Source organism: Paenibacillus sp. DMB20 (assembly GCF_000987955.1).
Taxonomy (GTDB): domain Bacteria; phylum Bacillota; class Bacilli; order Paenibacillales; family Paenibacillaceae; genus Paenibacillus_AQ.
This window is the reverse complement of sequence record NZ_LAZU01000008.1, coordinates 49858-70124: the sequence shown is the minus strand read 5'-3', so window position 1 is coordinate 70124 and position 20267 is coordinate 49858. Positions and strand designations below refer to the sequence as shown.

The window sequence follows — 20267 nt, the reverse complement described above, 5'->3', positions numbered from 1 at the left end:
AAAATCATTCCCTGCACAAGGAATGTCCGTGTACAGGGAACAGATTTTTCGTTATTTTCTCGCATCTAATGCCTTTTGATAGATTTCCAGGTACTGGTTCAGCTGCATGCCATCCAGCCCTTGCACATATGCATCCCATTCTTTATTGATATCTTTAGAGCCTGTAATAAACTGGGCCATATTGGATTTCACGTAGTCGACAAGCGTCGTCTTGATCTGAGCTACGAGCTCGGCATCTTCAAGTGCTATGAACAATCCCCCTGGATATTGCTCCTTGGATTGATACGGTTCATATTCCTTGGAGACTTGATTCAGACGGGTACCGTATCCATCTGGAGCGAGCGGATCCTGAGGAGCTGTCCAGGACGCGCGATAAGCGTAGGTTCTCAGTGATGGACCGATCTGCTCCCAACCGTCATTATGCGTCGGCTTTTTGTCGGGGATAGGAATAGCTGTATATTTAGCCTGCTTTCCATCCATACCCTTTTCTCCGGATTCAGCTTTCCGCCACCCTTTGCCTTCAGGGCCATATTCCTGCAACAGGATCGCTTCTTCCGTATATAGATAATCCGCTAACCGGATGGCGGCAATCTGCTGCTCTTTCGTCGCTTTATTCGTAATCGCAAATTGCGAGACTCCGATTCCGGCAAAATTCAGCGTCTGCTGCGCACCATTCGGGCCTTTCAGCGGCGGCAGGGCAATATAGTCTTTATGACGCGGCGCCTTATCATCCATGCTGTAAGCATAACTGATTAATGCCGTTGAAAGCGTACCCATAATATTGTCCGGTTCCCGGTTGGCCATTTGCTGAACAGCATCGACATTCTGGGTAAAGGCTGCGGGATCAATTAATCCCTCTTTGTACAATTGATTCAGATAAAGGAGGCCTTGCTTCCACTCTTCTTTGTTTGCCGTAAAATCAACTTTGCCATCCATGACGCGGAGGAACGTACCCGAACCCTTGTCGACGTAATCATCAAGGATAAACGAGTTCATCAGGAAGGCGGAGACGTTGCCTGCCCACATTTCATCCGAGCCTGTCAGCGGGATTTCATCTTGTTTGCCGTTGCCGTTCGGATCCTTCTCTTTGAACGCTTTCAGCACAGTATAGAATTCGTCAGTTGTCGTTGGAACAGGCAGCCCTACGTTATCGAGCCATTTTTGGTTGATCCACATTTTGAGCGCATTGTCACAATGGTAGCATTCATTGACCTGCGGCAATGCATAGATGTTGCCGTCCGGAGTCGTGATGGAGGCTTTCATGTAAGGGATATCCTCCATCGCTTTCTTGATATTGGGTGCATATTGGTCGATCAAATCATTCAGAGGGATAAACACGCCCTGCGACCCATACTTCATTTGCTCTTCCTTGGTCAAATTCCCTTGGAGAATGACTTCAGGATAATCGCCGCCGGCCAGCATGAGCTGCTTGCGGTCGTTCAAAGCATTTTCCGGTACAAGGTCCCAAGCGATATTGACGTTCGTCTTCTCTTCAAGATGTTTGGTAAATAGGTTGGTATCCATGTTTTCGATTGACGCAAGCTGAGGCGCGAACATTTTAATGGTCATCGGCTCCTTCACGATCGGATAGGAACCAACGGCATTAAATAAATCTTCATTGGCAGCACCGTTGTCGGCCGTCTTGCCATCTGACTGATTGCCGGAATTGGTTCCGCCGCAGGCACTAAGCAGCAGCATGCAAGCCATTAGGCAGCTAATGATACCTAGCCAGTTTTTCTTCTTCATGCTCTTTTCCATCGAATATACCCCCCGTTTTCATCCGTATTTCGGGCGTTTGGCCCTTTCCTATGCTCTTGCCTCCACCAGCTTTTGCCGTATCTGAATAATGTACAGCCTCACCTCCTTGAAACCATTATCGCTCTGTCATGATCAGCCCTTTAGCGAGCCGATCATGACGCCTTTGACAAAATGTTTCTGGACGAAAGGATATATGATAAGCACAGGCAAGCTGGCAACAACGATCAAGGAATATTTCAGCAAATCCTTGAGCCCCTGCTGCGCCTGCATCTGACTCACATCCGCCATCATGGAAGCATCGACTGAATTCAGAATTAGAATGTTTCTGAGAATGATTTGAAGCGGGAACAAGTCAGGATTCCTTAAGAAGATCAGTGCATCAAAATAAGCATTCCAATGCCCGACTGCATACATCAATGTCATGACCGCAATAATGGGTTTAGACAGCGGCAGGACAATGCTGAATATGAACCGGATGTCACTGCATCCGTCCAGCTCCGCGGCTTCCGCCAATTCATCGGGAATCGTGGTTTGGAAAAACGTCCTTGCGACGATAACCTGGAATACCCCCAGTGCCCCCGGTAAAATCATGGCCCACCGCGTATCCAGCAGATGGAGATTCTTAACGACGAGGTAATAAGGAATCAGTCCTCCTTCGAACATCATCGTGATCACCAGCAGAACCATGAAGAAATTGCGGCCGTAAAGCGACTTCTTCGCCAGGGGATAAGCCAGCATAATCGTGAGCGTTACATTGATGAGGGTGCCGACAACGGTATAAAAGAGGGAATTCAGATAGCCGACGCCGATCTGCGGATTATTGAATACCGCCTTGTAGCCGTCCAGCGTAAAATCTACGGGAAACAGCCAAACCTTGCCCGATGTAACCGCCTGAGGCGAGCTGAAGGACGAGCTTACGATGTAGATTAATGGTACAGCTACAGCAATAAGAACCAGGGTCAAGAACAGATAGATCAAGAACATGAATAGGCGGTCGCCTTTCGATTCACGTATAGCGGCTTTTTTGAACATAGGGTCTCCTCTCTTTCCAAAGTTGCTATTGTTTACTGGCTGTGTAGTACAGGCCTACCACAAGCTGCTGTTCGACAGCTTTCTGGCGATGTAATTGACGGACACCAGCAGAATAAGATTGATGACCGAGTTGAAGAGACCGATCGCCGTTGAGAAGCTGAAGCTGGAGCCCAGCAAACCAACCTTGTACACATAAGTGGATATGACTTCCGACGTGCTTAAATTAAGCGGATTTTGCATCAGGTATATTTTTTCAAATCCTAGTTTCATGATGTTGCCCAGATTGAGAATGAGCAGAATGACCGATACGGGAATAAGCCTTGGTATATCGATGTTCAGAATCTTTTGGATGCGGGACGCGCCATCTACTTTGGCTGATTCGTACAGCTCCGGGTTAACGCCTGACAGTGCTGCGATGTAAATAATCGCTCCGTAACCTGTAAATTGCCAAACATCGGACCAGACGTAAATGGACTTAAACAGGCCCGGTATACCCATAAAATTCGTATTGCTCATACCTAACATCTCGAAAAATTTACTGATCATCCCCACATTTGGCGTCAAGTTAACGATAATGATCGAAACCATAATCACCGTAGATATGAAATAAGGGGCATATGAAACCATCTGTACCGTCTTCTTGAATAGGCCGTTGCGGATTTCATTCAGCGCGAGTGCCAGCAGGATCGGTGCGGGAAAGCCTACAATCAATCCGTAGAAGCTAATGCCAAGCGTATTCTTAATGTAGAGCCAGAAGTTCGGCGAATCGAAGAACTGGTGAAAATATTTCAGCCCGACCCAGTCGCTGCCCCAGATTCCCTGGATTACGTTATAATTTTTGAATGCGATTACAATACCGGCCATCGGTATGTATTTGAAAATAATCAAATACAGAACGGGTAACAAGAGAACGAGATACAACTGCCAATGACGCTTAATTTGTTTTCCTCTGGGCCTTCCTTTCTTCACTTCTGGCAGCGCTTTCAATATTATGGGAGGTTTCGGTTCCAGGCTTGCTTCGGTATGAAGCCTAGAGGTTAGTCTCGGCATGCGGGTTAGCTCCTTTCGTCCATTTCTACTTTCAGGTCCTTGCGATGTAAACCGAGTGTATACAACAATGTCATCCGGCAACAAGAAACAAAAATAAAAACGACTAACCATTTTCGCCTGGGCCTCCTCATAGAAAGCGAATCAGGGTTCATTCAAGGCGGACGGAACGCCTTAACAACGGGTTCATTCTCAATCAAAAAAGGCAGCGATCCATGATCGCCGCCTTAACCGTTTTCTACTGCTGAATCATTTTCTCCACGCTGCTGTGTCTTCCGGCCATTCCGGTATTCGCCCGGGGTAACTCCAGCCGTCCTCTTGAAAACGCGGGTAAACGAAATGGCATAGGCGTATCCGACCCGCTCTGCAATCTCCTGCACGGAATAATCCGTTTCCGTCAGCAGCCGCTTCGCTTCCTTCATTCGGATATCGATCAGGAAATCAACGAACCTTTGTCCGGTGTTTTCCTTAAACAGTTTACTTACATATTTGGCACTCAGCTGATACTGGTCCCCCAGCATTTCAAGGGAAAGATCCGGATTGGCATAATCGCGCTCGATTAGGCTGCATATGTTTCTGATCATATTGGAGTATTGGTTTCCATCCTGAATCTGTTTCATCTGTTCATAATGATCCGTCAGCACTTGTTTGATTTCCTGTCTTAGCTGCTCCAAGGAGTAAGAATTGTCTACCTTTACTGTCAGCTTCGGCAATCCTTCCTGTATCCACTTGTTGTAAATTTCCTTGCCTAGTCCCGACATTTCGCGGCCGATATAATAGATCATGTAATTCATTAAGCTGAATATTTCATCATTGGTCAGGAAGCTGTTCTTCAGCTGTTCAAACCATTTATCGTAATTGTCACTCCAATGCTCTTTCAGCATTCTGAAGGACTGGATGATCGAGCGAATTTCTCCCAAATGCGTATAGACCTCGACGATGCCATGGCTCGAAATATCCTCGCTTCGGATCAGCCGGTTTTCACCGAGCACGATTTTATACTTTAAGGCTTGCATCGCATCTTTGTAAGACTGCGGAATATCGCCAATCTGATCCGTGGATCCGCCTATGCCAATCGTTATCGTAAATTTCAAGTTTTGGTGCGTCCAGGCAAGGATTTGTTCTGCAACCGGGACCAGTACAGCCTCCTCGAACTTGTCCTGATCCCGTTCTTCAAACAGCATAATGGACAGATTGGAAGGTGACGTCCATTCCGACCACAGCCGGCAGTCCCTTTTCGAAGCGATCTCATCCACGACCGTCCGCAGGGTGAATTTAAGCAGATCTTGATCGGTCTTGGAATAATCCCGGCAGAAATCGCCATACTTATCGATTTCAAGGATGAGGATACGATATCGATCCAGCGGTTGCGGCAAATTCAGCCGAGCCGCTTCCGATTTCCATTCGGAAATAGACAGATGCGAGTCCCCTTCGATCAGCTGGCGGAACATATACCGGGTCCTGACATGGAGGTCCTCCCTGTATTTCTCTTGATATTCCTTGGATTGTTCCAGTATGTTGTCGAAGGCGGATTCAATAAAAGCAAATTCATCCGGCTTCCCCTTCCGCCGGCCTCCGCTCACCACCGGAAGCGAATAGCTGCTGAATCGGGCGGCGATCGCCTCAATTGGCTTGGAATTTCGCCTGGAAACATAGATCATCCATATGAAACCGATGGCAATCATGCCAAGACCGATGATAGACCAAAGGTTATACAGATAAGAGATAGCGCTTACAAAACCATTGTTTAACAAACCACTCCCATATTTCCAATTCGTATAGCTTGATACATACTGGGAATTAACTTGGGATGGTGGACGATCCATCGAGGTGCCGAACAAATGATTTCCGGAAGCATCCTGGACCTGAATGAAGCTCATCTTGGAATCCAGCATCTCTTGGGTAAGCTTGTTCAAGGATTCCGTGCTCACATTGACAACGATCATACCTAAGTCGTTTTTCATGTAAGGCGATCCTCTGACCAGGCTGACCACCTGCTTGCCGCCCTTCATTTTAAATTGTTCGAAATTTCTCGCGCCTGTCCATTTCGGCGTTTTCGATAATTGATATTGCTCGATAAAATCACGATCCGGATATGAACTTACGTATCCATTCGTGGCATTGCTGAGCACATAGCCGTCCGAATTCCTCACCAGATAAATCGAATCGATCAAGGGATAATAATTAATGATCTCTTTGAGCTTCTGAACAGCCTGGATATTGATATATGGATCGCTTGCGGCAGAAAATTTAAAAAAATCATTTAAAGCCTTGCTGTTGATGCTCTCGAGAACGATCATATTGTCGATAACCTTCAAAGAGGTATCCACCATGCGCATCGCTTGCAAGGAAAGCGACTTATTGGCACTCAGCGCCTCCCGCCGGGTCTGTTCGCTGAACAACTGAAAGAAAACAAAAAATATAAAGGTAATCACAATAACAAAAATGGGCATATAGGAGAGCAATAGACGCTTGTACCAGGATCTCTGCATGATCAACCTCCCCCACGTTTTTTCATAATTTTTTTAATTATTATAACTTAAAAAGTCCCTCTTAGGTTATAGTTCTCCCTAGCCATTTGCACCCTGCCCGGACAAACAGCGTTAACTTTGATCCCCATATCAGCCTAACGATACGCCCATACCTTTTTTCATTCATCAAAGGGACTTAAGCTTGAATCATTCGTAAAGCAGCAAAATAATTTGAAACGACGGATTGTAATATGAAGTGCGACACCTAAAAAAACAAAGGCCCATGAGGGTTTCGTGTAAAATGGGAGTTACCACACAACCATTCACACAGGAGAACCCAACATGAGCTACTCCCATCTTAGCATAATTGAACGCGGGCAACTAGAGACCTTGCATCGACTAGGCTGGTCCTGCAGGAGGATCGGTCGTGAGTTGGGCCGTCATCCTTCTACCATTGCACGGGAACTGAGTCGTGGCCGAAAGCCAGGCGAAGCTTATACCGCCTGCACGGCCCAGTAGACACATCAGGAGCGGAGAATGCGGAGCGTGCCTGCCGGAAAGTATACGGACTCTCTGGCCGAAGAGATTGATCTTAAGCTGCAGGAGACGTGGTCGCCCGAGCAGATTACACAGAGACGCCGAGCGGAGGGCAAGACTTCCGTGTGCTTCAAAACGATCTATCGCTGGCTCTACCAAGGCCGCGTGGCTAGCGGAAAGGTTCAAGTTCTGCGGCACCGCTCACTCCATGGAGGTGGCCGTCGGAGTTATGGCTAGCCAGTATCCACAGGAGGCATTTCTGACAGCAACTACCGACAGAGGCAAAGAATTTGCTTGTTATACTGCCTTGGAGGCCGTTCATGACGTGCAGGTCTACTTTGCAGACCCGTATTCCTCGTGGCAACGGGGGTCGAACGAGAACGCAAACGGCCTGCTCCGGGAGTTCTTCCCAAAGGGGCATGACTTTGCCTCCGTAACCGACGAACAACTCGCTGAGGCCATCCGCTTAATGAACAACCGCCCCCGCAAATGTCTCGGGTGGAAGTCCGCTCACGAAGCCTTCATGGAGGAACTGTCGCACTTAGCTTGACAATCCGTCAAACAAAAAAAGAAGCGGGACAATGCCCGCTCCGTTGCTGTATATCCTAGTATGCTGAATTGAATATTTTATAGCAGTGGGTTCTCGTGTTTCGTTTTCAGAATCGACCAGCGCCGCTCCACTTCTTTTTCAAATTCGCCAAGCATTTCTTTGTTTTCTTCCTTGAGCAGATGTCTTGATTTGCCCATGTATTTCAGCCAGTCGCTGAGCGGTACCTGTTTTTTCTTCGCTTCAGGATCGTACGTAATATTCGTTTCTCCCTGCTCTACTTCATACAGTGGGAAGAAGTTTGAATTCACGGCCGCGCGGACGATGTTCTCCCCATCCTTGTCGCTCGATTTCCAGTTCAGCGGGCATGTGATCAGCAGCTTGCCGTAAACGGTACCTACATTCTGGGCGTACCACTGCGCTTTCGCCGCCTTTTTCACAAGATCCTGCGGAAATGCTTCCGTCCCCGTGAATACGTACGGAATATGCGCCGCCGCCATCATTTGCACCGTATCTTTATGATGGAACGCTTTGCCCTGCTGCTGTTTGCCGACACCGGACGTACTGGTCATATGTCCTAATGGTGTGGAATACGAAAGCTGTGCACCGGTGTTCATATAGCCTTCATTATCATATTCCAGAATGATCAGATTATGGCCCCGCAGCGCCGTCCCGATGGCCGAACCCATCCCGATGTCCATGCCGCCGTCGCCGGTCACCATGACAAAAGTGAAATCCTCTGGAACTTCGATTTCTCCGCGGCGTTTCTTCTCGAGGAACGCTTCTACCGTGCCGGATAAAGTAGCCGGTCCGTTCTGGAACAAATTATGAATGAAGCTCTGCTTATGCGAGTTATACGGATAACCCGTTGTTGTGATATAAGCGCAGCCGGTATGGAATAAAGTAACGACATTGCCTTCAATCCCTTTGAAAAAGAGCTCCAGCGCCGGGAAAATACCGCAGCCCGGGCAAGCTCCGTGGCCGGAAGCAAACCGTTTCGGTTTCGCGGCTAGCGCCCGCATCGGCGGCACTTTAACGGATAGTTTACTTGTCTCTTCATCCACCTTTACGGTGATCAGGCCAGATTTAAAGCTGTCTCCATTCATCGGGGCAATGATCGGCTGCAGTCTTTGCTCCTCATCTCCCGGTGTTTGGCCGTAATAATCAAACGGCACTTTGGCATAACCGAGCTCCATTGCCTCGATCGTCAAGGCAAAAAAAGTTTCCGCGTCATCCGCGTAATAGTCTTTCCCGCCAAGTCCAAATATGCGTGACAGCACAATTGGCTGCGGACCACGGATTTCCTGCAGGGCCGCTTTGACCTCATGGGTCAGATTGGCTCCGTGTGCACCGTAAGAATCAGCGCGTTCGCCAACCAGTAGTGCTTTGACACCTATAAGCGCCTCGCGGATTTCCTTTGCCGGGAACGGCCGGAGAATATTCGGGCTGATTACGCCCGCTTTAATTCCTCTCGCCCTCAGCCGATCCACGACGTCTTTGGAGGATTCGGCCGCCGAATTGAGCAGGAATAAAGCCACCTCTGCGTCTTCCATGCGATACAGATCAAGCGGCGAATAGGATCTTCCGGACAAAGCCGCGTATTCCTCTGCCACTTCCTTGAACACCTCGCCCGCACGGTACATGGCGCTTGACTGTTGGTAGTGGTTGTTCATCAAATCGTCGCCGTTCATATAAGCCCCAACAACGATTGGGTTGTTCTCGTCCAGCACATGCGGATATTCAGGCGCCTTTTCCCCTACAAACTCCTGAACGGTTTCCCGGTTCGTAAATATTTGTACCCGGCGTTTCTGGTGCGATGTGAAAAATCCGTCATAAGCTACAATGACCGGCAGGCGTACGTCTTCATGTTCCGCGATACGCAGCGCCATGATATTCATGTCATAAACGGCCTGCGGTGAACGGGCGGTCAAAATCACCCAGCCGGTATTCAGACCGTAGTAAAGATCCGAATGATCACCACGAATATCCAGCGGTCCGCTGACTGCACGCGTCACCAAATTCATGACCATCGGGAAACGTGTGCCCGCCTGCACAGGAAGCTGTTCGATCATATACAGGAAACCATTCGCGCTGGTAGCATTGAATACCCGTGCTCCGGCTGCGGCCGCACCGTAGCAAATCCCCGCCGATCCATGTTCGCCGTCAGCTGGAATCAGCTTGATGTCATGTTCGCCGCGTGTACGCATCATGTCAAGATATTGGGCGATTTCCGTAGATGGCGTAATCGGAAAATAACCCATAATGTGATAGTTAATCTGGGCAGCCGCCATGGCAGCCATTTCGTTGCCCGATTCGAAGACTGCCGTTTGAGCGGCCGCCAGCTTGTTCTCCGTTGTTTCTTGAATTTGCATATTCATGATCTGACTCCCTCCGCAGTTAAATAGGGAAATGATTGCGGCACACGGTGCTGCTCCGCATAATGCGGCTCTTCTAACATGGCAGCCAAAGCGGTGGTCGGACAAGCTTCGATACACTTCAAGCAGCCTTTGCAATACTGATAATCGATACCTTTCATAAACATCTGCATATTCCCGCGCTTATCCGGTTTCTTCTCCCACACGATGCAGAAATCCGGACATACCGTATCGCAGGCGGCACAGTTAATGCAGTCCTCTATTTTGTACTCTGGCAAATATCCCTGCCGGGAGCCGCTAAGATCCTTCAAGACACTGTTCGCCGTAACGTTCAGAATCCCGCCCAGCTCCTGCGTTTCATATCCAAGAATCGGCTGCGGTCTTGCGAAAGCGATTTTGTCTATAAGCTCTGAGCCATTTCCCAAGGAAAGGAACTGGACTTCGTTATATCCTCTGTCAAAGGTCCGCAAATTCGCTTCCACGAGGTGGGGCAGCTTTTTCTCAAATGTTGTGCGGATAACCTGCCGCATATCGTCCGGGTTTAGGAAGCTGCAAATCCGGAACAAAGCCCCCAGCATTGCCGTATTCACTTTGGTTTTTTCCTCAACGGAAATTTTCAGCGCATCAACTACGGCCAGCGTTCCCTGCGTCATGTTCAGATCAACGGCCACTTCGGAAAGGTCTCGCGCCGTATTCACAAGCACCGTTCCATCAGGCTGTAATCCGCTTATGACATCTATCGTCTTATACAATGCTTCATGAAATACGCCGACGACATGCGGCTGCTCAATGGGACTGTGATCGCGGATTTCCACCTCGGGATCGCAGAACCTTACGAAACTCTTCACCGGCGACCCTTTTTTCTCCGAACCATAGCTGGAAAAATTCGAACCGTTAAGTCCGGAGCCGGTAACCCCGGCTTCGGCCAGCATTTTTCCGGCCAGATTGGCGCCAAGCCCGCCGATGGATTCGAGACGGATCTCGAAAAATCCCAGTTCATTCTTTCGGGGTAAAATCGACATGTTCTCTCCTCATTTCTTCTAAGGTCATTAATTCCAGTTTAAAAGAGGAAACGGACCGGGCTTGTGATTACTCTCACAGCTGTAAAAAATAGTGATTCCAATCACTATCCCGGCTGTAGCAGCGGAGTATACTGTTTTCAACAGTCCAATTGCGAGGCAATCTTATAATGACCTTACGACAAAAATTCACGAAATTGGAGGAGAAATAATGAATAACGACGCGACAGAACAGACCTTAAAGCATCAGCCGTCCATGTTCTGCTTTCAATGTCAGGAAGCATCCAAAGGAACAGGCTGCACCATTGTCGGAGTATGCGGGAAACCGCATGATGTGGCAAACCTACAGGATTTGCTGATTTATCTGCTGAAAGGCATCTCTTTTCTCAGTCTGGATGTAACGCTGCCGGAGGTGCTTGAACAGCGCGTATCGCTGTTTATTATGGACTCCTTGTTTGCAACGATTACGAACGCCAACTTTGACCGCGAGGTTTTTGTGGGAAGAATCCGGGAAGCGATAGAGCTCCGCGGCGAGGTGCGCACCTATTATAACGAACAATATCCGGAAGGAACCGCCAATCTCCCTGATGCTGCCGTCTGGCAAGCGGATAACGAAGCTTCTTTTGATGAAAAAGCACGTACGGTTGGTGTCCTCTCGACCCGCAATGAAGACATCCGCTCGCTGCGCGAATTGATTACTTACGGCTTGAAGGGGATGGCTGCTTATACGTATCACGCGCTTCATCTGGAGAAGGATGATCACGAATTAAACCGTTTTATGCGTCGTGCCCTTGCCGCCACGCTTGACGACAGCCTTGAAGTGCAGGATCTGGTAGCTTTGACGATGGAAACCGGTAAATACGGCGTAAACGCAATGGCGATGCTTGATGAAGCGAACACCTCTGTTTACGGAAATCCGGAAATTACGAAGGTAAATATCGGGGTAAGAAACCGGCCCGGCATTCTCATCAGCGGCCATGATCTGAAGGATTTGGAGGAGCTGCTGAAGCAGACGGAAGGAACCGGCGTGGACGTGTACACGCACAGTGAAATGCTGCCTGCCCACTATTATCCGGCATTCAAGAAATATGAGCATTTTGTAGGCAATTACGGGAATGCCTGGTGGAAGCAGAATAGCGAATTCGCAGCCTTTAACGGACCGATATTAATGACGACCAACTGTATCGTTCCGCCGAAAGACAGTTATAAGGACCGTATTTATACAACAGGCAACACCGGGTTTCCGGGCGTCCGCCATATTCCAGAAGGAAAAGACGGTGCTCCCAAAGACTTCTCCGCACTGATCGAGCAAGCGAAAGGATGCCCAGCTCCCACGGAACTTGAAACGGGTGAGATCATCGGCGGTTTCGCTCATGCCGCTGTGATGAACGTGGCCGATCAAGTCGTCGATGCCGTGAAATCCGGGGCGATCCGCCGCTTCTTCGTCATGGCCGGCTGCGATGGACGAATGAAATCCCGCAACTATTACACCGATTTTGCGGCTGAACTTCCAAAAGACACGGTCATTCTAACTGCAGGCTGTGCCAAATACAAATACAATAAACTGGATCTAGGCGAAATCGGCGGTATTCCGCGGGTCCTGGACGCTGGTCAATGCAATGATTCTTACTCCCTAGTCGTTATTGCATTGAAGCTGAAGGAAGTATTCGGCCTTGAGGATATTAATGATTTGCCGATTTCCTATAACATTGCCTGGTATGAGCAAAAAGCGGTTATCGTGCTGCTTGCCCTGCTTTATCTTGGCGTTAAAAATATTCATCTGGGCCCTACGCTCCCTGCATTCCTGTCTCCTAACGTTGCCAAAGTCCTCGTGGAAAACTTCGGCATCGGCGGCATTACCAATGTGGAAGATGACATGAACATGTTCCTTGGTGCCTAAAAAAAGAATGCCCTCACCGGGCATTCTTTTTCTTAAAATTCAGTAATTTTCATAGCGTACTGAGCCGTAGTTCATAAAAATACTGCAAAATGGGATGCTTTAACTTCATTTTCTCGATCATATTTAAGATTCGCTTTTTGCCAACTCGTCTGTCCACCAAAGCTAGAATATTCAATGAGATATCATGACTCTCCAAGCTGTCATCTATAGAAGTCGCTAAAAACGTAGTAGCTTCGGCCATATGTTTCAACTTGTAGGTACTAAAACAGAAGGAGATCAGTTCCGATAACGGCTTTAACGCCCCTCTTGCAAAATGAGCTCTCTCATCCGATCGGTGTGTTTGGCCGATGCCACATAAACAGCTTCCTCGCCATCCCGGAACGCATAGCTGAACACACTTTCCTGCCCCTCTTCTCCCAGCCACAGCTTGATGGCGTGAACGGGGAATTGCTCTGTATAGGTGACCATCACGTCGTAATCCGGGTCCGTTCGTTTGGCATCATCTGGCTGCTTGCGAGCAGTACGGATCGCTTCCTCAAATGCATTTACAGCCTTCTCATCCTTGAAAGACAGCAGTGTATCCTCATTCATCTCGTCCCATGCCTCGAATGCCGAAATCCGAATTTCGGCGACCTTCTCGTCAAGAAGCTGCATCGTCTCCCAACCGGGTTCCTTTTCGCAGCCTGTTAATATAGCCGTTATATAGAGCATCATGATCGTTAATAATCGCATTAAACTGTCCTTTCTTATCTACGAAAATAATATTATTGGATGACCCCATGCAGCTTCAACTTGTTAATCAGCATGGCTTTGTACGTCTCTTGATCATAAAGGGAGTTATTGATTCGCACCTGGTTCAGGCCGAGCCTGCCCAATATCCGATACTCCAGCTCGCGCCGGGCTTCCAGTACTTGCAGTGTTCCTTCGACGCCCTCAAGACCGCGATGTTTGCCGTATCCATGCCGGGTGTAATAATGGACGAACCCTGTGGACCAAGCCTCCGGGCGTTCCCGGATGGCCTTCCGGAATGCGTATTCCAGGTTGTCCTGCTCAATGTAGAACAATACGGGATTCAGCGGGAGGATCGCTTTTTCCAGCCCCAACACGTAGTCCATCACTTGGTCTTCCGTCTCATCATACTTCACCATGCCGATGGTCACCGGATTCTGAATGAAGCAGCATTCAAAAATCGTGACGATAGGCTCATGCCACGCTCGCTCCGCGAATGCCTCCCACCGGTCGGTGATGAGCTTCCTATTGAAATCCAACGGGAGTTCGTAAATATCCTGCTTGGATAACGAATGATATAGATCATCCGGCAAAGTGGTTCCGTATTCGTTCTTCAGCTTCTGGTAGGGCAAGAGATTCCAGCTGCCTTTTTTGGCCGCCCGTTCAATCAATATTTCTTTAAAGGGGCCTGCCGTTTGGAGCAGCCTCTCGAATTCTTCTTCAGTCAAACACGCCGTTCCCTCATAATCCGCCGGATGGTCTGCATCCCCTTCCATCACAAGCCGGGCCTCGATGTTTCGTTCGGTTAGAATATCATGAATCATACGGGACGTCGTCGATTTGCCGAATCCCGGCAGGCCCTCGACCATGATCAATTTTGTCTTCATTTCAAATCCCCTTCATTCCTAAAATGACTGCAGCTTCAAGTATTCTGTAGGAGCCAGCCGATATCCTCTTCTTTATACAAAAAGACTGCAGACGTTTTGCGTCCGCAGCCTTCTTTCATGAAGCCCCACTCATCTCATCGGTTATTGGGTCGTTGATCCTTCACTTTAAGTGTATATACAGCAGAACCTACTTGAATATCCTTTGCTGTTATATTCTTACAGATAGAAATGCCTATGTTTTTTTATTGGCCATCGAAGTTGAAATCTGCATCGATTGAACCTCGTGTACAGTGACGCCCCTTGGGAAAAGGCCCAGCCTGCAAAGGAGCCGAGAGGAGTTGCGTTACCCTTTACAGGCCTAGCGTGATGAAACTACTAATCATGAAAAAAAGCTGAGGAAAACAGGAAATACCTGAATCACCTCAGCTCTTACATGAATCCCTACGACGCCACCCACAATTTCCGGACGTAACGTATGCGGAAGGGAGATATTCACAGTCCTATTGGCTGTGAACCAAAGCATCGTAGTATGCCCCGAGCAATAGTACTCTAGCAAACCGCTTAGCACCGTACATATTTGCGTTTGAAACCAATTTGCCCTTTATCTACTGCCTTTTGAATATTTTCGGAAGCGAGCAGGAAACTGCTTTTTTTCTTGTCCCGTTTAACTTCTACTTGGCCTACGGCCTTTGCCGTCTCGACTGCCTTATCATGGAGGGGCGGATAGGATACCCCTACGGTGTACATAAAGTTATTCATCGAAGCTTTCGTTCGTTCGGGAGATTCGTGAATCGTCTTTTCCACCATCTCCAACAGGTTAGCGATTTTGCTTTCGTCAAACTGGGCGTCCGGCCGGCTGCCCAAAAGCCAGCAATAACAACTCCAGCCCGCCGACATTCTTAGCTCTTCGCCGCTTGCGATCCATTGATCGGCAACCTCTTGCGCAATATCAGTTTCCGCCAAGGTGACCGCAACCACGTAATCGGATAGCATATAAAAATAAGCCCCATCGATCCAACGCTCAAAATCGTCTTCAGTCATTGCATCCGGGTCTGCAATGATGCCGGCAAAGTACATGGCGTCATAGTTCCCTGTAGCATAAAGCTGCTCAGCTAAGGGTTGATTTTTTTTGATTTTCTTGGCTATGGGCTTCATCGCGCCTGTCGCCACGCCAAAAAGCGGTTCGTGCGCGCCATTGGACATGTACATTTTCTTGAGTCGTTCCTTACCGAGGGCTTCAAGCTCCTGCATGACCGTTTCTAAATTCATGGTTTATCACTTCCTTCGAAGGTTTTGTCCTTGAGATTTATCCATCAAATCGGTAGAGGAAATACCGCATTTTAATTTCTATTCCTGGATAATAGATACCAACATCAATGACTCAATGTTCAGCTCAAACTCCATAGTTCCCACAACCGTTAGTATCAATACTTATAATTAAGACTATATCAAATATTAAAAGCAATTGTAATTCTACTGCGATCTGACTTCTCATTAGATACAATTACACATACTCTTATTTCCAGTATTGCTGTTGCGAGCAGCTTGTTCTAGAACTAGAATAGACAGTGGACACAAATTTAAGAGACACGAATAATATCGCTTACGAAAGGATTAAGGATCTAGGGAAAATGAAAAACGTTTAAATCATAAACTAAATGCCTCATGGACTTTATTTGGAGAGGCATTTCATAGCTATGATTTTCAGAGAGAGGTATTGCTTCATGAAGAAACCATTGAAAGAACAAAAAACAGTCTTACTCATTCTACTAAGTAATATATTCATTGTTTTTCTAGGAGTCGGACTTATCATCCCTGTAATGCCATCCTTTATGAATATTATGCATCTATCGGGCCAAACGATGGGTTATCTTGTAGCGGTCTTTGCGTTCGCACAATTACTCATGTCTCCCCTGGCAGGACGATGGATTGACACTTATGGCAGAAAAAAAATGATCGTAATCGGCTTAATCCTCTTCAGTATATCAGAGCTGATCTTTGGATTAGGCACACACGTATCCGTTCTTTATTTATCTAGAATTCTAGGTGGTATTAGTGGCGCATTTATTATGCCAGGCGTAACTGCTTTTGTTGCAGATATTACCTCAGTAGAGGAACGGCCTAAAGCGATGGGTTATATTTCTGCTGCAATTAGTATCGGTTTTATTATTGGCCCAGGTATCGGAGGTTTTATTGCTGAGCTGGGTGTGCGTGCCCCATTCTACTTTGCTGCAGGCTTCGCATTAATAACATGTATTTCATCTATATTTATTTTAAAAGAGCCTCTAACCAAACAGCAGCTCTTGGAAATCAATCAGCTCAAAAAAGGTACCAGCTTTGTAACCGATCTTAAACGATCGCTTCATCCACAATACATTATCGCTTTTATTATTGTGTTTGTACTGGCCTTTGGTTTATCCGCATATGAAACAGTATTTAGTCTGTTTTCAGATCATAAATTTGGCTTCACTCCAAAAGACATTGCAACCGTTATTACAATAAGTGCAATCTTCGGGGTTGTGGTTCAGGTCTTTTTGTTTGGCAAAATGGTAGATATACTTGGTGAAAAGAAACTCATCCAGTTATGCTTAATCGCTGGCGTATTTTTCGCGGTAGTATCCACCATGATCTCCGGCTATGTAGCCATTTTATTAGTAACTTCCTTCATCTTTCTCGCATTTGACTTGCTGCGACCAGCATTAACGACCTATTTATCAAAAACGACTGAAAAAGAACAAGGATTTGTCGCTGGCATGAACTCAACATATACAAGCTTGGGCAATATCGTTGGGCCCGCATTAAGCGGTATATTATTTGATGTAAACATCAACTATCCGTATCTCTTTGCTGCTGTCATTATGTTGATTGGTCTTGTAATTACGATCATGTGGAAAGAAAAACAATTAGCTAGCAGTTTGGCAAAATAATATGAGAAACATGCCGAAACAAATGAGAAACCCATGTCTTTGAAAAAGACGTGGGTTTCTCTGCAATCTGAAAACCACTTCCTATGAAGTGATTTGAGTTTATTTCCCCGTAACCTTAAAACTCGCGTACTTCAAGGACTCCCTTCCCTTTGATGATAATTTCAATACCATCTTCAAATCCCCATTCCATAGCAGCCCTGTCCTGCCTCGCATATCATCTCAGGCCTTCAATATGTCCCGACTCATCCACCCTTATACTCCACGCCGCCGGTTCCGCAGGCAGCCCCGGCATCGTGACCATCTGCCCCGTCAGCACGACGGCGAATCCTGCCCCGGCCGACCAGCGGATATCCTGCACTTCAATCGTAAACTGCTCCGGCGCCCCTAGCACGACGGGACGGTCCGTGAACGAATACGGCGTTTTCGCCATGCAGACGGGAAGGTCGCGCACGCCAAGCCGTTCCAGTTCCTGCAGTGCCCGCCTCGCAGCCGGGCGGTATTTGACCCCGGCCCCGCGATAGATCCGCGTAACGATCGTCTCAATCTTTTCCGCAAGCGGCATCTCGTCAGGATAGAGCAGTTGGAACGTATCCGCCGTCGATCCATCGGCCAGCGCGGCCACTTCTTGCGCCAACTCGCGGCAGCCTTCACCGCCATGCTCCCAGGCATCCGAGACGATCGCCTTCACGCCAAGCTCTGCGCAGAGAGCGGCAACCTGCGCCAGCTCTGCCTCCGTATCCGCCGCAAAACGGTTAATAGCGACGATGACCGGCACGCCGAAGCCACGCATGTTCTCCACGTGGCGACGCAAGTTGCAGAATCCGGACCGTATCGCCTCGGCATTCTCCGTCAGGAGTTCCTGTTTCGGTACGCCACCGTTGTATTTCAGCGAACGCACGGTTGCGACGATGACCGCAGCCGCCGGGCGCAGGCTTCCCAGGCGGCATTTGATGTTCATGAATTTTTCCGCGCCCAGATCGGCGCCGAATCCCGCTTCCGTCACGACGTAATCGGCCAGCTTGAGAGCATGGCGGGTCGCCCGTATGCTGCTGCACCCGTGGGCGATGTTGGCGAACGGCCCGCCGTGAATGAACACCGGGTCGCCTTCGAGCGTCTGCACCAGATTCGGATGGATGGCATCCTTCAGCAGGGCGCACATCGCGTCAACCGCCTGGAACTCATCCGCCGTCACCGGCCGCCCATCCATGTCATACGCCACGACGATCCGGCTCAACCTCGCCCGCAAATCGGCCATATTTTCCGCTAAACATAACACCGCCATCACTTCCGAAGCGGTCGTAATAAGGAAGCCGTCTTCGCGCGCGATGCCATTGTTGTCGCCGATGCCGATGACGATCTGGCGCAGCGGCCGATCATTCATATCGAGTGCCCGTTTCCATACAATGCGCGCCAGGTTAAGACGCAAAGCGTTGCCTTGGTGAATATGGTTGTCAATGAGTGCCGCGAGTAGATTGTGCGCCGATGTAATCGCATGGATATCGCCCGTAAAGTGGAGATTAATATCCTCGGCCGGGACAATCTGGGCTTTGCCACTGCCTGTGGCCCCGCCCTTCATGCCCATGCACGGTCCGAGCGACGGCTCGCGCAGCGCGGCGGCCGCCTTCCGTCCAATCCGATTCAATCCTTGCGTGAGCCCGATCGTTGTCAACGTCTTGCCTTCTCCCGCTGGCGTCGGATTCATGGCGGTAACGAGGATAAGCTTTCCGTCCGGCCGCTGCGAGACGGATGCCCATACATCCTCGGTCAGCTTCGCTTTCCATTTTCCATAAAGCTCAAGCTGATCCGGCGCAAGGCCCAGTTGTGCTGCAACTTCTGTGATTGGTTTCATATATGCCTCCCATGCCTATTACGCTTAATAGGCCTGATAAAAATAGTTTGAAACGATTGCATGTTTCAATGAATTTAATCTGGATATAGCTTTATTTTGCTCTTGTTGATCTAAAATCGGCAATATAAAATCCCATACTTCCCCTTTAAAATATCCTGCTATTTTTATGGTTGGGTAGAATCCACAAGTTCCTCTAAAATTCTGCCCATTATTCACCAAGTTGTCCCTCTCACCAAAAATTATTCCCCTATAGATATTATAAAAAAATTCACCCCCGGAAAGTTAACGATCTTGAGGCGAATTTAGTACGAGCTCCTTGATGTAAATAATAACTAACTACACGAGCGGCTTGATTATCCATCTTTCAGTCTATTAAGAAGGTATTGTTGTTAGTAAGTGGAATTATTATTACAGAAAATATCCTCAATTCGTTCAATATGGAAGGAGATATTTTATGAATAGAGAAGAACTAGGCAAGTTATTTCCTATAATAATTGAACGACATGACCAAAACTGGACTTCCATGTTTGAAAGAGAAAAACAAAACATCATCAACATTCTTGGTTCGGAAATCGCATTAAGAGTGGAGCATATTGGAAGTACTGCTGTTTCAAACTTATCAGCAAAACCTACAGTTGATATTCTAGTGGAGATTCCGCAGGCAAGTGGAATTAGAGACATAATTATTGACTTAATGATTAAGAAAGAATATATCCTCATGCAAGAACAAAGAAACCATATTATGTTTGTTAAAGGGTATTCCCCTACTGGATTAGAAAAAGAATCCTTCCATATTCATATGGGGACTAAAGAACAGGATTTCCTATGGAATAGATTATATTTTAGAGATTATTTAAGGATGAATCCAACTGTAGCAATGGAGTACGAAAAGCTAAAGATTAATTTAGCCGAAACTTTTAAGTATGATAGAGAAGCCTATACCCAGAGTAAGACTGAGTTTATTAATAAAATAACGAGATTGGCAAAAGAAAGCTTAGCGTCACAATAATATGATAAGAAATCGACGTACTTTCTCAGAAGACAGCCCCCATATAGCGGAAGTTTTTTTGCGAGATAAGGATGGCATACCTCTAAAGGTTATACTTTCTAATTTCATAAAAAAAGAGGGGTTCTACCCCCTCTTTTCTAATTCGCCAATACATCTCCGATTTAATTGTCCTTCCGCACT

General features: G+C 47.7%; 14 protein-coding genes and 2 pseudogenes. 4 read left to right on the top strand and 12 right to left on the bottom strand.

All coding sequences use genetic code 11. The features are described from left to right. Positions 1-51 precede the first annotated feature (51 nt). The 4 genes from XI25_RS02955 to XI25_RS02940 all read right to left on the bottom strand — a co-directional run bounded on the left by XI25_RS02955 (position 52) and on the right by XI25_RS02940 (position 6329). Positions 52-1758, bottom strand: a complete 1707-nt coding sequence (locus XI25_RS02955) for an ABC transporter substrate-binding protein (protein WP_046677294.1) — start codon at positions 1756-1758, stop codon at positions 52-54. 132 nt (positions 1759-1890) lie between these two features. After that, positions 1891-2790 carry a carbohydrate ABC transporter permease gene (locus tag XI25_RS02950; RefSeq protein WP_009593409.1) on the bottom strand — a complete coding sequence of 300 codons (900 nt, stop codon included), beginning with the start codon at positions 2788-2790 and terminating at the stop codon, positions 1891-1893. Between the two features lie 54 nt (positions 2791-2844). Continuing rightward, positions 2845-3840: an ABC transporter permease gene (locus tag XI25_RS02945; RefSeq protein WP_082112186.1), complete on the bottom strand. Its 996-nt coding sequence runs from the start codon at positions 3838-3840 to the stop codon at positions 2845-2847. Between the two features lie 224 nt (positions 3841-4064). Continuing rightward, positions 4065-6329: a helix-turn-helix domain-containing protein gene (locus tag XI25_RS02940; RefSeq protein WP_046677293.1), complete on the bottom strand. Its 2265-nt coding sequence runs from the start codon at positions 6327-6329 to the stop codon at positions 4065-4067. A 321-nt stretch (positions 6330-6650) separates the two neighbouring features. On the opposite strand from XI25_RS02940, the pseudogene XI25_RS02935 reads away from it, so the two are divergent. Next, positions 6651-7395 (top strand): annotated as a pseudogene (locus tag XI25_RS02935) (IS30 family transposase). Positions 7396-7472: 77 nt separating this feature from the next. Here the strand turns inward: XI25_RS02935 and XI25_RS02930 are convergent. Next, positions 7473-9770, bottom strand: a complete 2298-nt coding sequence (locus XI25_RS02930) for a thiamine pyrophosphate-dependent enzyme (RefSeq protein ID WP_046677292.1) — start codon at positions 9768-9770, stop codon at positions 7473-7475. Continuing rightward, on the bottom strand, positions 9767-10789 hold the full coding sequence (locus tag XI25_RS02925) for a 2-oxoacid:acceptor oxidoreductase family protein (RefSeq protein WP_046677291.1): 1023 nt from the start codon (positions 10787-10789) through the stop codon (positions 9767-9769). Before XI25_RS02925 ends, XI25_RS02930 begins: the two co-directional genes overlap by 4 nt. A gap of 208 nt (positions 10790-10997) precedes the next feature. Between XI25_RS02925 and hcp the strand changes: the two genes are divergently transcribed. Then, entirely contained in the window at positions 10998-12686 is a 1689-nt protein-coding gene (gene hcp / locus XI25_RS02920; RefSeq protein ID WP_235439628.1) for a hydroxylamine reductase, read from the top strand. A gap of 49 nt (positions 12687-12735) precedes the next feature. On the opposite strand, the pseudogene XI25_RS36685 reads toward hcp, so the two are convergent. The 4 genes and pseudogenes from XI25_RS36685 to XI25_RS02905 all read right to left on the bottom strand — a co-directional run. Beyond that, positions 12736-12918, bottom strand: a pseudogene (locus XI25_RS36685) (SF0329 family protein); the annotation flags it as partial. A gap of 62 nt (positions 12919-12980) precedes the next feature. Continuing rightward, the gene (locus XI25_RS02915) at positions 12981-13418 is read right to left on the bottom strand and encodes a hypothetical protein (protein ID WP_046677290.1); all 438 of its coding nucleotides are present in this window, start codon (positions 13416-13418) and stop codon (positions 12981-12983) included. Positions 13419-13450: 32 nt separating this feature from the next. After that, positions 13451-14302: a hypothetical protein gene (locus XI25_RS02910; protein WP_046677289.1), complete on the bottom strand. Its 852-nt coding sequence runs from the start codon at positions 14300-14302 to the stop codon at positions 13451-13453. A 561-nt stretch (positions 14303-14863) separates the two neighbouring features. Further along, on the bottom strand, positions 14864-15571 hold the full coding sequence (locus tag XI25_RS02905) for a DNA alkylation repair protein (RefSeq protein ID WP_046677288.1): 708 nt from the start codon (positions 15569-15571) through the stop codon (positions 14864-14866). Positions 15572-16026: 455 nt separating this feature from the next. Here XI25_RS02905 and XI25_RS02900 point away from each other — a divergent pair, with 455 nt between their 5' ends. Further along, positions 16027-17229: an MFS transporter gene (locus XI25_RS02900; RefSeq protein ID WP_046677316.1), complete on the top strand. Its 1203-nt coding sequence runs from the start codon at positions 16027-16029 to the stop codon at positions 17227-17229. A gap of 214 nt (positions 17230-17443) precedes the next feature. On the opposite strand, the gene XI25_RS02895 is transcribed toward XI25_RS02900, so the two are convergent. Together XI25_RS02895 and XI25_RS32750 are read right to left on the bottom strand one after the other, a co-directional pair. Then, entirely contained in the window at positions 17444-19078 is a 1635-nt protein-coding gene (locus XI25_RS02895; protein WP_046677287.1) for a formate--tetrahydrofolate ligase, read from the bottom strand. A gap of 24 nt (positions 19079-19102) precedes the next feature. Further along, positions 19103-19294, bottom strand: a complete 192-nt coding sequence (locus tag XI25_RS32750) for a hypothetical protein (protein WP_152669055.1) — start codon at positions 19292-19294, stop codon at positions 19103-19105. A gap of 238 nt (positions 19295-19532) precedes the next feature. Between XI25_RS32750 and XI25_RS02890 the strand changes: the two genes are divergently transcribed. After that, on the top strand, positions 19533-20087 hold the full coding sequence (locus tag XI25_RS02890) for a GrpB family protein (protein ID WP_046677286.1): 555 nt from the start codon (positions 19533-19535) through the stop codon (positions 20085-20087). The last annotated feature ends 180 nt before the right edge of the window (positions 20088-20267 follow it).

Excerpts from the sequence above, each read along its gene's own strand:
- XI25_RS02955 (WP_046677294.1), bottom strand. The coding sequence starts at position 1,758 with ATGGAAAAGAGCATGAAGAAGAAAAACTGGCTAGGTATCATTAGCTGC.
- XI25_RS02950 (WP_009593409.1), bottom strand. The coding sequence starts at position 2,790 with ATGTTCAAAAAAGCCGCTATACGTGAATCGAAAGGCGACCGCCTATTC.
- XI25_RS02945 (WP_082112186.1), bottom strand. The coding sequence starts at position 3,840 with ATGCCGAGACTAACCTCTAGGCTTCATACCGAAGCAAGCCTGGAACCG.
- XI25_RS02940 (WP_046677293.1), bottom strand. The coding sequence starts at position 6,329 with ATGCAGAGATCCTGGTACAAGCGTCTATTGCTCTCCTATATGCCCATT.
- XI25_RS02930 (WP_046677292.1), bottom strand. The coding sequence starts at position 9,770 with ATGAATATGCAAATTCAAGAAACAACGGAGAACAAGCTGGCGGCCGCT.
- XI25_RS02925 (WP_046677291.1), bottom strand. The coding sequence starts at position 10,789 with ATGTCGATTTTACCCCGAAAGAATGAACTGGGATTTTTCGAGATCCGT.
- hcp (WP_235439628.1), top strand. The coding sequence starts at position 10,998 with ATGAATAACGACGCGACAGAACAGACCTTAAAGCATCAGCCGTCCATG.
- XI25_RS02915 (WP_046677290.1), bottom strand. The coding sequence starts at position 13,418 with ATGCGATTATTAACGATCATGATGCTCTATATAACGGCTATATTAACA.
- XI25_RS02910 (WP_046677289.1), bottom strand. The coding sequence starts at position 14,302 with ATGAAGACAAAATTGATCATGGTCGAGGGCCTGCCGGGATTCGGCAAA.
- XI25_RS02905 (WP_046677288.1), bottom strand. The coding sequence starts at position 15,571 with ATGAATTTAGAAACGGTCATGCAGGAGCTTGAAGCCCTCGGTAAGGAA.
- XI25_RS02900 (WP_046677316.1), top strand. The coding sequence starts at position 16,027 with ATGAAGAAACCATTGAAAGAACAAAAAACAGTCTTACTCATTCTACTA.
- XI25_RS02895 (WP_046677287.1), bottom strand. The coding sequence starts at position 19,078 with ATGAAACCAATCACAGAAGTTGCAGCACAACTGGGCCTTGCGCCGGAT.
- XI25_RS02890 (WP_046677286.1), top strand. The coding sequence starts at position 19,533 with ATGAATAGAGAAGAACTAGGCAAGTTATTTCCTATAATAATTGAACGA.